15 protein-coding genes are annotated in these 12,552 nt (G+C 45.3%); 1 reads left to right on the forward strand and 14 read right to left on the reverse strand.

The window, feature by feature from the left end; translation table 11 throughout:
* Positions 1-221: 221 nt before the first annotated feature.
* The 12 genes from Dia5BBH33_RS05600 to Dia5BBH33_RS05655 all read right to left on the reverse strand — a co-directional run bounded on the left by Dia5BBH33_RS05600 (position 222) and on the right by Dia5BBH33_RS05655 (position 9,611).
* Positions 222-833: a hypothetical protein gene (locus Dia5BBH33_RS05600; protein WP_143332545.1), complete on the reverse strand. Its 612-nt coding sequence runs from the start codon at positions 831-833 to the stop codon at positions 222-224.
* A gap of 111 nt (positions 834-944) precedes the next feature.
* Positions 945-1,610, reverse strand: a complete 666-nt coding sequence (locus Dia5BBH33_RS05605) for a metal-dependent hydrolase (RefSeq protein ID WP_174182945.1) — start codon at positions 1,608-1,610, stop codon at positions 945-947.
* Between the two features lie 30 nt (positions 1,611-1,640).
* Positions 1,641-2,231 (reverse strand): ANTAR domain-containing response regulator, encoded by a 591-nt coding sequence (locus Dia5BBH33_RS05610; RefSeq protein ID WP_108849640.1) that lies wholly within the window; start codon positions 2,229-2,231, stop codon positions 1,641-1,643.
* 4 nt (positions 2,232-2,235) lie between these two features.
* Positions 2,236-3,657 (reverse strand): histidine kinase N-terminal domain-containing protein, encoded by a 1,422-nt coding sequence (locus Dia5BBH33_RS05615; RefSeq protein WP_231939208.1) that lies wholly within the window; start codon positions 3,655-3,657, stop codon positions 2,236-2,238.
* A gap of 35 nt (positions 3,658-3,692) precedes the next feature.
* The gene (tsaD, locus tag Dia5BBH33_RS05620) at positions 3,693-4,715 is read right to left on the reverse strand and encodes a tRNA (adenosine(37)-N6)-threonylcarbamoyltransferase complex transferase subunit TsaD (protein ID WP_143332546.1); all 1,023 of its coding nucleotides are present in this window, start codon (positions 4,713-4,715) and stop codon (positions 3,693-3,695) included.
* Positions 4,716-4,724: 9 nt separating this feature from the next.
* Complete coding sequence (gene rimI, locus Dia5BBH33_RS05625; protein ID WP_143332547.1) at positions 4,725-5,180, reverse strand: ribosomal protein S18-alanine N-acetyltransferase; 456 nt, start codon at positions 5,178-5,180, stop codon at positions 4,725-4,727.
* A complete protein-coding gene (tsaB, locus tag Dia5BBH33_RS05630; RefSeq protein ID WP_143332548.1) occupies positions 5,153-5,845 on the reverse strand; it encodes a tRNA (adenosine(37)-N6)-threonylcarbamoyltransferase complex dimerization subunit type 1 TsaB in 693 nt (230 codons plus the stop codon). Before tsaB ends, rimI begins: the two co-directional genes overlap by 28 nt.
* The gene (gene tsaE, locus Dia5BBH33_RS05635) at positions 5,829-6,308 is read right to left on the reverse strand and encodes a tRNA (adenosine(37)-N6)-threonylcarbamoyltransferase complex ATPase subunit type 1 TsaE (protein WP_232518105.1); all 480 of its coding nucleotides are present in this window, start codon (positions 6,306-6,308) and stop codon (positions 5,829-5,831) included. Before tsaE ends, tsaB begins: the two co-directional genes overlap by 17 nt.
* A complete protein-coding gene (locus Dia5BBH33_RS05640) occupies positions 6,298-7,203 on the reverse strand; it encodes a patatin-like phospholipase family protein (protein ID WP_022382444.1) in 906 nt (301 codons plus the stop codon). Before Dia5BBH33_RS05640 ends, tsaE begins: the two co-directional genes overlap by 11 nt.
* Positions 7,204-7,267: 64 nt before the next feature.
* Complete coding sequence (gpmA, locus tag Dia5BBH33_RS05645; RefSeq protein ID WP_022382445.1) at positions 7,268-8,017, reverse strand: 2,3-diphosphoglycerate-dependent phosphoglycerate mutase; 750 nt, start codon at positions 8,015-8,017, stop codon at positions 7,268-7,270.
* A 19-nt stretch (positions 8,018-8,036) separates the two neighbouring features.
* Positions 8,037-9,023, reverse strand: coding sequence for a thiamine-phosphate kinase (gene thiL / locus Dia5BBH33_RS05650; RefSeq protein WP_022382446.1), 987 nt, complete (start codon positions 9,021-9,023; stop codon positions 8,037-8,039).
* Positions 9,024-9,065: 42 nt separating this feature from the next.
* Positions 9,066-9,611: an isochorismatase family protein gene (locus Dia5BBH33_RS05655; protein WP_022382447.1), complete on the reverse strand. Its 546-nt coding sequence runs from the start codon at positions 9,609-9,611 to the stop codon at positions 9,066-9,068.
* A gap of 301 nt (positions 9,612-9,912) precedes the next feature.
* On the opposite strand from Dia5BBH33_RS05655, the gene Dia5BBH33_RS05660 reads away from it, so the two are divergent.
* Positions 9,913-10,887: a hypothetical protein gene (locus Dia5BBH33_RS05660; protein ID WP_231939207.1), complete on the forward strand. Its 975-nt coding sequence runs from the start codon at positions 9,913-9,915 to the stop codon at positions 10,885-10,887.
* A gap of 71 nt (positions 10,888-10,958) precedes the next feature.
* On the opposite strand, the gene nth is transcribed toward Dia5BBH33_RS05660, so the two are convergent.
* Together nth and Dia5BBH33_RS05670 are read right to left on the reverse strand one after the other, a co-directional pair.
* Complete coding sequence (nth, locus tag Dia5BBH33_RS05665) at positions 10,959-11,612, reverse strand: endonuclease III (RefSeq protein WP_108849633.1); 654 nt, start codon at positions 11,610-11,612, stop codon at positions 10,959-10,961.
* A complete protein-coding gene (locus tag Dia5BBH33_RS05670; protein ID WP_108849632.1) occupies positions 11,609-12,529 on the reverse strand; it encodes an NAD(P)/FAD-dependent oxidoreductase in 921 nt (306 codons plus the stop codon). Before Dia5BBH33_RS05670 ends, nth begins: the two co-directional genes overlap by 4 nt.
* Positions 12,530-12,552 lie beyond the last annotated feature (23 nt).

The raw sequence follows: 12,552 nt of genomic DNA on the forward strand, positions 1-12,552 counted from the left end.
TCAGGCAAACAAAAAAAGCGGTATCAACCGCTTTTCTTGTGCAAGACTATCATTGAGGAGTATGCATAGTCCGCAGCCCAATTGATAATCAGGGAAATAATCATCAATTTGACCAGATAGAAATTCTATCTCATGGCATTTCCTCCATGTATTTATATTATACCCAAAATGATCAGAAAATCCAACACCCTGATTGTAAATTATTAAAAATGCATTCCATCCTATTCCATGGCAAGGAGTTTCTGCAGGCAGATTGTGAATTGATCGATATCAGACAAGAAGCCGTTCATTTCCTTTAATACGTCTTTCCAGTAAATGATGTCTATACTGTTATTCATCCCATAAACTGCCTCAAGTGAATCCCTGACAGCTTCGTCTCCCCTGCTCTTGAAATTATGAATTTTAAGGCATCTGGCTTCGGCCTTCAAATTATTTTCTTCAAATCCTTTGGTATATTCAAGAACTTTTGAAACTTCCAATGCACCTGCTTTGCAAAGATCCCAGACAAGATTCATTTCATCAGGCATTTTCTCATCCTGATAGGATGAGAATTCATTGAAGAGATTTGTTAAATGGTCATGCATGGATTTCATTAATCCAAATGCTCTGACACCATATCCATAGCCGGCTGCATCTTTATATGCTTTGACGATCCGATTAAATACGGCTTCCATATCACTGTCCGTATTTCCTAAAGCATGCTGAAATAGTCTTTTCCCCTGAAAAGCATCCATATCATTAGAAATAAACTGGTCGATCACTTTCTCTGCCTCAATGTATGAATTAAGCTGCACTGAGAGCGACTCGAAAAATTTTTGTTTTTTATTATTCATGTAGCACCCTTTTCCATTCAAAGCATCCAGCTTCCTAATCCGTCTTAAGATTCACCGGAAATGATGAAAGAGGGCGGCATCCTGCAGACGCAGTCCTCTTTTATCAAAAAATTACGGCTCCAGGCTTTCTCCAGGTTTTACGATTTTTACTGCAATCCCCTGTTTCTGTGCTTCTTCCTTGAAATCAGCCGGATTCTGTTCGATGACTGGCCAGGTGCTGTAATGAACAGGAATTACGCATTTTGCCTTCAGAAATTTGGCAGCAATCAATGCATCGTCTGGTCCCATCGTATAGTTGTCTCCGATTGGAAGGACTGCATAGTCAATATCAAACAGTTCGCCAAACAGCTTCATATCTCCAAAGAGAGCCGTGTCTCCTGAATAATAAACAGTCTTCCCGTTGTTAAACTGTATGATGAACCCGCAGGGCGTGCCTCCGGGAGCTCCGCAGCTGTGGAAAGCCTGCACCATTTTTACCTTTCCAAAGTCCGCCTTAAAAGATCCTCCCAGATTCATCGGCTGGAAATTGGAGACATTCTTTGAAAAGAGTGAAATCACCTCAGGAATCGCTATGACGCATGCGCCCGTGCGGCTGGCAATCTTATCTGCATCGCCGAAATGATCTCCGTGAGCATGAGAAAGAAGGATATAATCGCATTCAACCTTGTCAGCAGAAACAGCAGCCTGCGAATTTCCGCTCAGGAACGGATCAAAAAGAAGCGACTCCTTTCCTGTATCGATTTTAAAGCATGCATGTCCATAAAATGTGAATTCCATAATAAGAATCTCCTTTCTACAACTTACAGCCTATTTGTTCTTTCTGGCCATGATTTCCTTCACAACCTTCTGTGCGACTTCGGAGAGTGCAATGCCTCTTTTCATGCTTGTCTGCTGCATTCTCCTGTAAGCCTCATCTTCAGAAATATGATAGAAGTCCATGAGAAGGCCTTTAGCGCGGTCTATGATCTTCCGGGCAGCCATTTCGCGTTCCATGTCCTTGATCCGGTGAACGATCTCGTTTTTCTGGCGGAACTGGCTTACTGCAATCTGGATGGCCGGAAAGAGAGACCGCTCGCTGACCGGTTTCATTACATATCCGAAAACCATGGATTTTTTTGCCTTTTCGATGATGTCTTCATCGCCAAAAGCTGTCAGGAGTACAACGGGTGCCAGATTGTCATGGGCAATCATTTTAGCTGCCTGGATACCGTCAAGCCTGGGCATCTTAACATCAAGGATTACAAGATCCGGATTGAGCTTCTTTGTCAGTTCCAAAGCTTCAACCCCGTCGGATCCTACACCGACGACTTCATGGCCTGCTTCTTCCATCATTTCCTTAAGATCCATGCAGATGAGTGCTTCATCATCTGCGATTACGATTTTATACACTTCTGCCATTCTGCTATGCTCCCATCAATGCCCTCGAGCAATAAATATCAGCTGTTACGAACTCTCCATCATTCCTCAGTTCGAAGCTTCCCTTTAATTCTATTTCTACTAAATTCCTTACAATCTGAAGTCCTAGGCCGGATGAATTCATGTCTTTGACTTCAGGCGATAAGGGATGCCCATTATTTTTAATATAAACATGAAGTTTCTCTTCATCCAGAGATGTTCCGACGATAAGAATCCCCTTGTCCATACCATTAAAACCATGATCAATCGCATTATGGATGAGTTCATTGGCTGCAATCGCCAGCGGAACTGCTTTTTCAGAATCTACAATCAGCGGATCACTGCCCTTTTCGCGGACTACCCGCACCGGGCAGAACGTCAGGCTGTCCACAGACAATTTGCAGATACGGTCAAGCAGCACATCCATATCGATCTGTCCGCCGCTCTGGCTTGCCAGGATATCATGAATTTGTGAAATGCCAAGAATCCTGTTTACTGAACGCTTCAAGGCGTCCTTCGTATCCGGATCTTTGGCGCGTCTTGCCTGCATGCGAAGCATTCCTGCTATCGTATTGAGGCTGTTCTTGACGCGGTGATGGATTTCTTTGATGACAGAATCCTTGACAAGTATCTGCTTTTCTTTTTCACGAATCGCAGTAACATCCGTGAGGATCAGTACAGTCCTTGTCACCTTGCCGCCAGAAATAATGGGAAGCCCCCAGGCCGAAAGCGTCATGTTTTCGGAAACTTCATCGCCGAAAACAGGCCGTCCCGTTTTCATGACTTCATCGACAAGCGGAAACCGTACGATCGTGTGCCCGATAATTTCCTGGCTTTCGACAGCCTCTTTATCAAGAACCATGTATAAATCATTAGCCATATCATTGGAATAAATGATGCGGCCTAATGAATCCAGTATGATGACACCGTCCTGCGGGCGTATGCCATAATAGTCCTTCCCGTCAAAGGGTACCTGTAGCGCAAGACTTCCTGTATCTGTCAGGACCTGCTGCTGATCAAGCGAGCTGGATACGAAACAGACGACGGCAAATGGAACGCCTGCATTATCAACGATAGGATATCCTGTAACTGCGACTTTCCTTCCCTGATCGAGCTCCATGCGGCCTGCGACTTTTCTTCCCGTACTGAAAACATTTTCGACGATGGATAATTCATCCCTCAAAAACGTATCTCCCGCCTTGAAGAAAGTCTGGCTGTGCGTATAGGAAGGCCGGACAGCGAGCAGGATGACTGAAATATCAGAATTCTTTCCCTTGGCGCATAAGTACACCTGATTCTTTGAAATATCGGCTGCAAACTGAAGGGCAACCTGTTCATGATCCAGAATTTTAGCCTGCACTTCAGTCAGATTCGTCGAATCACGAATCAATGTGTAAAGCTGACTCATTTCTATGCCGCGTGTCTGCATATTATTCTCCCATCCTGAATGTATAAATCTGTACTTTACATTTTGATCTGTTCTGCATTAAAAGGCAGGCGCGGATCCGCATTTAAAGACATATCGGCAAATTCGCCGGCTTTGGCCATGTAATAGGCACGGCAGCCGATCATAGCCCCGTTGTCGGTGCAAAGGGTCAGGCTCGGACGGCACATGCGTATGCCGCGTTTACTGCACTCCTCTTCAAGCCTGGTCCTTAATTCGCTGTTTGCTGCGACTCCGCCTGCGAGGGCAATCGTCTTCATACCCGTCACTTTGACGGCTTCCATCGCTTTTTCAATCAGGACATCCACAACGGCCTTCTGGAAGGAAGCTGCCACATCCTCTGCCACGATTTCTTCTTTCTTCATTTTCATCGTATTGATGTAGTTGATGACGGATGATTTCAATCCGCTGAAGGAGAAATCAAAGTTGTGACCCTTGCTGAGTCCCATCGGGAAGTGGATAGCGCTGCTGTTCCCTTCCTTTGCCAGACGGTCAATGTGCGGTCCGCCCGGATATGGATAACCAAGTACACGTGCGACTTTATCGAAAGCTTCTCCTGCAGCATCATCTCTTGTCTGTCCGAGAATTTCAAAGTGATTGTAATCTCTGACTACAACGAGCATGGTATGACCGCCGGAAACAACCAGTGATAAAAAAGGAGGTTCCAGATCGGGATACTGTACCAGGTTGGCAAAGATATGCCCTTCTATATGGTTGACTGCAATAAGAGGCTTGTCAATAGCCCAGGCTACCGCCTTTGCGGCTGCTACTCCAACAAGAAGCGCCCCGACCAGACCCGGCCCCTGCGTGACCGCGATGGCATCCATATCAGACCAGCTGCATCCTGCCTGCTCCAATGCTTCAATGGCAACGGGAAGCACATCCTCTATATGATGGCGTGATGCAATTTCAGGAACTACACCGCCAAACTTCTTATGAATCGGAACCTGTGTTGAAATGATGTCAGACAAGACTTGTCTGCCGTCCTCCACTACTGCGCAGGACGTTTCATCACAACTTGATTCGAATGCTAATATCTTCATTTTATCTCCTTATAACTTTCGGGACATGATATACCCGTCTTCGACAGGAAGTTCATACACCGATTTCCTTAGACCGTCAACGTGGAACCCAAAATTCTTATATAAATTCTGTGCCCCATGATTGCTCACACGGACTTCAAGAAACATTGTCTTCATATCGTTTTCGAGAGCTTTATCAATCCCGGCCTCCAGAATGGCTTTTGCCGCCCCCTGCTTTCGAAACTCAGGAAGAACCCCGATATTGACCAGCTGCGCTTCATCAAGCACGTACCAGAAACAGGCATAGCCTATGACTTTTTCCGAAGTCCTTGCAACGAGGTAATGGCTGTGCGTTCCCTGAAAATCATGATTGACAGTCTCTTTTCTCCATGCATCGGAAAAACAAATCCTGCCAATTTCATATATGGCCAGAATATCAGAGGCAAGCGCTTCTTCTATTACGAATCGGCATGCTGCTTTTCCCATAAGACTTCTGCCTCGCTCCTGCGGATATAATTTGGCAAAAGCGTCAATGGATCATCTGCCATGCCGTTTTTCAATTTAGAGATTGCTGCCATGGCGAGACTTCCCGCGCGGCTGCATCTGCTATGGGGCGGAGCCAGCAGAATACCTGCAGAAACCAGCTTATCCTTATATTTATCAGCACATTCACCGACTGCAATGACCGGCCCGCCATGTTTTACAGCTGATTCTATGACAGAATCAATGGAAGCTGCCACTTCAGGCTTTTCCTGCCACATTTCATTAAATGCCCCGTAAAGGGCTGCATACACATTATTCTTCTGCGCATCGAGAAGCGGAAGAATAAATGCCTGCGCGCCGTACATATTCCATGTAAGAGCTTCCAGGGTGTCAACACCGACCAACGGGACGTTCCAGATATAGGATGTCATCTTGGCTGTAGCAAGGCCGATTCTAAGACCCGTAAATGAGCCAGGGCCCTTGGCGACGGCAATCCCTGTTATTTCCTTTTTGCTGACGCCCACTTCTTTCAGCATAAGGTCCATGCATGGAATCAGCTGTTCTGAATGTGTCAGTTTTTTCTGCTGTGTCCATTCAGTGACAAGCTTTCCCTCCTCTGCTAAAGCGCAGCTTAAAACTAAAGATGATGTATCAATGGCAAGAAGCATATTTCTCTATCTCCTTTGTTATGGCATCAGGAGCTTCTTCTCCCCAGATAACCTTGACTTCTCTTTCCGTTGTTCCTTTATTTGACAAATATATGTATATGGCTCTCTCTGGAATCAGTCCCGGGAACATGTCTGCCCATTCTGCAACGGTGACACCGCCTTCGCTGTATTCCTCCCAGCCGATATTGTATAAATTCTCTTCTGTATCAAGACGATAGAAATCAAAATGCTTTAACGGAATCTCACCTTCATAATAATTCATGATTGTAAAGGTGGGGCTGCTCACCACATCATTGATTCCCAGTCCCTTGGCAAGTCCCTGGACAAAATGGGTTTTACCTGTTCCAAGATCTCCAATCAAGGCAATGAACAGTCCGTTTTCAGCATGTTCCCCTATGAAACGGCCGAATTCCATCGTCATTTCTTCACTCGTGCTTATAAATACTGCTTCATTATTTTTCACTCATCCACCTCATCATCTCATCAAACCGCTTCATGCCGATCTGATAGCCTTCTTCGTAAAGTGCACGAAGTTTTTTCGTGTCTTTTTCCACGCGGGACACTTTGACGGGAGATTCCGGGCGCAGTACGAAAACTTTTCCCTCTTTCTCCATCTGTATGATCTTTTCTACCTTTTCATTATACCGCTCCGGGATAGAGCACATGCCCTCCACCACAGCGGGATACGTCCTGCCGTAGGCAGCACGCATGAGGGATTTAAACCCATGCGGCACCTTTTTCTTGCGATACGTAATATCCCTTGTCAGAATGTATACGGGTTTTGTGCACGGAAATGGCAGGTCTTCAGGGAAAGGCACAAGCGGCATCCCCACGCCGCCATCCACGTATTCCTTTCCCTCAAGTTTTACCGGCTTTGAGAGAAGCGGAATCGAGCAGCTTGCGACGCATACCCCCATAAATTCGGAAAGAGGGCAGCTTTTACTCGATACAAAAACAGGTTTCCCCGTAAGGCAGTCAGTAATGCCCACATATAACGTTTCCGAAGCCTTTTCAAACTTGTCATAATTAAAAGGCACATATTCATGAGCAAGCTTGCCAAACATAAAGCGGAAGTTAAAATAACTGCCGTCGCGCACCAAATGACGAAGCCCCATATATCTTTTATCCGGAGCAAACCTGATATTGACGGATACGTTTCTTCCCGGCTGTCTGGAAATATAGCTGAGTCCCTGCAGGGCACCTGCAGAAATCCCAACGACTTTTGGGAAGTAGAATCCCCTTTCCATAAAAGCATCAAGTATCCCGGCCGTAAAGAGTCCCCGCATCGCTCCGCCTTCAAGGACAAGAGCGGAATTCATCGTATTTGTTTTATGCAAACCTTCGGTTATGATTGACATTTCCACACTTCCCTTGTGGCAATCAATTTTACGTGATCACCGATTCTCACATCATATTACATCTTTATTTGGACTTGGCAGACTGATTTTTGACTGCTGTAATTTTCTTCTGAATGGCTTCCTGGTCACCAAGATAAGAAACATCATGCACCGTGAAATCTTCATTCAGATGATAAACGAGCGGGATTCCTGTAGGAATGTTCATCCCGGCAATTTCGTCACTGGAAATTCCTTCAAGATGCTTCCTGAGTGCGCGGATGGAATTGCCATGCGCTGCAATCAGGACTTTTTCTCCATTCTGAATTTCCGGTTTGATGACGCTTTCAAAGTAAGGTGCTACCCTTGCTACCGTATCTTTCAGGCATTCCGTCAATGGGAGCTTCACATCGCCAAGTTTCTGGTAAGGAGGCTGGTTTTTCGGGTTTCTGGGATCATCTTCAGAAAGTGCCGGCGGGCATACATCATAAGAACGGCGCCATAAATGGACCTGTTCTTCCCCATACTTATCTGTTGTTTCCGTCTTGTTCAATCCCTGAAGAGCACCGTAGTGTCTTTCGTTGAGATGGTAGTTCTTGATGACCGGAATCCAGACAAGATCCATTTCATCAAGAACAGAATAAGCGGTATGGATAGCTCTCTTGAGAACAGATGTATAGCATTTATCAAAAGTAAAGCCTTCTGCTTTTAAGAGTTTCCCGGCTTCTTTCGCTTCGCGGAATCCGTTTTCTGTCAGGTCTACATCTGTCCAGCCGCAAAACAGATTCTTTTTATTCCATTCACTTTCACCATGACGAATGACTACTAATGTGTACATAAATAATCCTCCCTAATTTTCACTTTTCAAAATGATCATAACCATGCACTTCAAGCAATTCCAGATGCCCTTCCTGTTTCAGGAATACGCCTTTCCCGGGCTTATCTGTCACAACTCCTATTTCTTTTATGCCAGGACGATTTTTTACCTTTTCAAAATCTTCTTTTGAAATCGTACCTATAAGTTCATAATCTTCCCCGCCGTCCAAGGCCCAGGAAAGAGGATCGATTCCCGCTTTTCTGCCATATTCCAAAGCTTCAGCAGAAACGGGTATGGATGATTTATCGATTTTGATGGAAACGCCGCTTGCTTCTGCAATTTCATTGACTTCTCTGGATATTCCGTCAGAAATATCATTCAGGGAAGAGGCTCCTGCTTCCCGCAAAAGAGTTCCCCATTCAATCTGAGGCCGCGGATGCTTATGCTTTTCTATAAGCCCGCTGTATTCTTTGTTTTCATGAAGCAGGGCATAGAGCCCGCCCGCTGAATCACCGGGATGTCCGGTTACAAAAACAACATCTCCCCTGCGCGCACCGCTTCGCCGGACGGCTGTATCCTTTGGAACTATGCCTACCACAGTTCCTGTCATGATAATACCTGAAACAGATCCGGTCATGTCTCCGCCAAGCAAATTGACCCGGTATTCTTTGCAGCAGTCCCGGATTCCTTCATAGCATCGCTCAACCCATGAAGTGTAAAGCTTTTCAGGAAATGCGGCTGAAATGACAAACCCTATCGGATCGGCGCCCATAGCGGCCATATCGCTGAAATTTGAGGCACAGAGCTTCCAGCCAACATCATAGGCACTCATCGTCACACTGGTGAAATGAATACCTTCCACCATGGTATCCGTTGATATGACCTGATCAAATCCGTCTGGTATAGAATAGACCGCTCCGTCATCCCCTGGCCCAATCTTAACAAACTCCGGCCTGTAAATCAGGTCATGCGATATTAATTTGATAAGACCAAATTCACCTATATCTGAAATTGTTTTTTCTGTCATGCCAATACTCCGAATGATTAGTATTCTGGTAAATCCTGTAAATTAAAGTACTTCTGCTCCTTTTTCCTTCATAGCAGCAAGGCTTTTCCTATAGTCATCTTCAGAAACATAGCCAAGGCAGTCCTTAAGAACGGTTACTTTAATCCCCTTTTCAAGAAGGCCGAGAACCGTTTCCTTGACACAGTACTCGGCTGCAATCCCCGTGACGTAGACATGAGGCGAAACGCATTCGGATAATACCTTTCCGCTGCTGTTTGCAGCAAGGCATGCCGAATACTCCTCAACATCATCATTTTTGCCTTTATAGAAAATATTATCTTTGCCAGGGCGATTGCCTTCATTCATTTGATTAAATTCATCTGATACTTCAGCGCCCCTGCTTCCTGCAACGCAGTGTACCGGCCAGATACCGCCGTTAATTTTAAAAGATTTATTTGTCTTGCTGTGCCAGTCCGATGTGTACATGCATTCCACATCATTTGCATTGGCAAAAGCTATAATATTTCTGACGGCTTCCCGGCTGTGGCTGCATGCCAGGGAACCGTCGATAAAATCATACTGACAATCTACGATAATCAAATGGTCCATGCCTTCATTCCCCTCCCTGTTTTCATTTCTATGCTTTTATAAGGTTTTTCTATGCTTTTTATTCTAACAGTTTTCACAAGGCAAGTAAAAGTGCAATATTTGCAGTTTTCTTCCCGCTTCTATACCGGATAAAGATAATCCTGAAACAGGCTGGATTTTTCTCTTTCTAATGCACTATACATACGGCTGTATTATTACCTTATAAAATATATCTTTATATTTATACAATATAGCAGCCTGCTCTCTTGCGCCAATTCTTCCCAACAGTTATACTAATATGAAATTGTTAATTTTGAAGGAGATGGATGCGTTGAATTTTGTTGATGCAATAGTGGCGTTTTTAAATATCGGGCTCTTCAGTTCCCTGATCAGTCGTTTCACAGGTGCCAATACCGCCATACTGGTTTTCTGCAGCTTATTGTACTTAGGCTGTGAACCTCTGGAAACGATCGGCATTATGCTGACTTACCTGGTATTTTTAAGACTAACCATATATACACAGAACCAGAAGCTGAACTTTAAAAAGCTGAAGGTCTTCAGGGGATTCAGAGTATTTTTCCCGATACTTCTGATCGTCATTTCGCTTTTCCTTTATCCGTTCGCTGCTTTAGCTATTTTCCTGTTCTTATTCATGACGGAAATTCTGGCTAAGATGAAGGAAGAAGTACCAGATGACCGTCAGATGACGACTTCACAGCTGATTCCTTATATTGCCATCGGATCTGTACTCATCACTGTATCCATGATCTGCGTAAAATTCATTCCTGCTGCTTATTACTACATTTTTGGCGGCGCTGCAGGTCTTCTTCTTTGTTTCTTCTTCTGGTGGCTGGGACAGGACAGAGACCGTCTTTCTTCCATCTGGGACAAGGTCATTATCCTATCATTCATTCTCCTTGGTCTTTTTGGATTTGATATAGCAGACTGGCTCGATGATATGCGCCGCAATATCAATCCGACACCGATTGCCTACAACCTGCCGTTCATTTTCCTGCCGGTTCTCTACGTAGGTTTCCTGATGGCAAATATCCTTTTCGGCATCTTCTCTCTTTCCGGTATGGTCATTGTTTTCTTTGGCGCACTTGGACTCCGCCTCTTCGGTTACTATGAAGTATCCAGAAAAGGCAAGGCAAACCTGCTCTCCATTGGAATTACAGTTCTCGCTTTATTCCTCCTGTTCCTCACAGCTCCGGAACCGACTGGGGTTTCCAAACTCGTAGATGCTTTCCTCCCGACGAACTATTACCACTTCCAGGGAATACTGAATATGTTTTAAAATTCACTAATAAAAAAGAAAAGCCATGCGGCATTCCGCATGGCTTTTGTATTGCTTGTAATATATCCGGATCAGCCTTTCCACGGCGGGACGCTGACTGTGCAGGAGGGACATACATCCTGCAGGATACAGGTTTCGCAGTCAGGCTTTCTGGCATGGCATACGCGCCTTCCGTGCCATATCAGCCAGTGATGCGCTGCTGACCAGTCCTTTTTGGGGATGGCCTTCTGAAGGCCTTCCTCTACTTCAAGCGGCGTTGTGCCCGTTGCAAGTTTCAGACGGTTGGCTACTCTGAAAACGTGTGTATCGACTGCAATGGCAGGATATCCCCATACAACACTTCTTACAACATTGGCCGTCTTTCTGCCGACGCCTGGAAGTTTTACGAGCTTATCAAAGTCCTCCGGGACTTTTCCATCATATTCCTCAGAGAGCATATGACACATTCCCAAAAGGTTCTTTGCCTTGGATTTATAAAGGCCGCAGTCATGGATTTCCCGTTCAAGCTCCGCCTGCGTCAAGGCTCCCATCTTTTCCGGAGTATCAAGGCGCGGAAAAATCCTGTCAGTAATAATATTGACGCGCTTATCCGTACACTGGGCAGAAAGTATGACTGCCACGAGCAGTGTAAAAGGACTTGTGTATTTAAGCATTGTCCCTTCCCCCGCATAAGCAATGCTGAGACGCCTCAGCTGCTCTGCCTTTATTTTCTTCGTGACCCTCATTTACCGCTTCGCAGCAAGTAGTCGTGAGCGGCTAATGCTGCGGCAGCCCCCTCTCCTACAGCAATAATGATCTGCTTGTTCTTGCAGTCTGTGACATCACCAGCTGCATAAAGGCCGGGAATGTTTGTCTCTCCGTCCTTATTGGTTATGATTTCTCCCATGCTGTTAGTCTTCACGTCTTCTGGAAGATAGGAATTATTCGGAATGCCGCCTGCTTCTACAAAGACACCATCGACGGCAAGTTCACGCTCTTCTCCATCACTCTTGCGTTTTACGACAAGGGCATTCACCTTCTTGTCACCCTTGACTTCTTCAGGAACATAACCGATAAGAGCTTCTACATTAGGCAGTTCTTCCATGCGTTTGACCATGATTTCAGCTGCTTTGATGCGGCTTCTGACCACCAGGTACACCTTCGGGCAAAGATGTCCTAATTCTACAGCAGCCTGTACAGCGCTGTCCCCGCCGCCGACAATGGCAACAGTCTTATTGCGGTAGAACGGAGCATCACAGGTGGCACAATAAGATACGCCGCGGCCTGTAAATTTGGCTTCTCCCGGTATATCCAGCGTGCGGCTGTGCTTTCCTGCTGTAATAATGCAGACCTTTCCGACGACGGTATTTCCATCATCCAGATGAAGGACGAAATTTCCATCTTCATTCTTTTCAAGATTCATGACGGCCGCGGTGATAAATTCAACCGGGTATTTCCTTACATGTGCTTCCATCTTGTCTGCCAGATCAAAACCGGAAATTGATTCGAATCCGAGATAATTTTCAATTTCACTGGTCAGAAGCATCTGTCCGCCGATATCATTTGAAATAATTTTTACGCTGAGCTCCTTGCGGGAAGCGTATAAAGCAGCATTCAGACCTGCAGGACCAGCACCAATCACAATAACGTCAGTAATATCCATAAATATACCCCTTTCAGACATAT

It is taken from the genome of Dialister hominis (genome assembly GCF_007164725.1).
Taxonomy (GTDB): domain Bacteria; phylum Bacillota; class Negativicutes; order Veillonellales; family Dialisteraceae; genus Dialister; species Dialister hominis.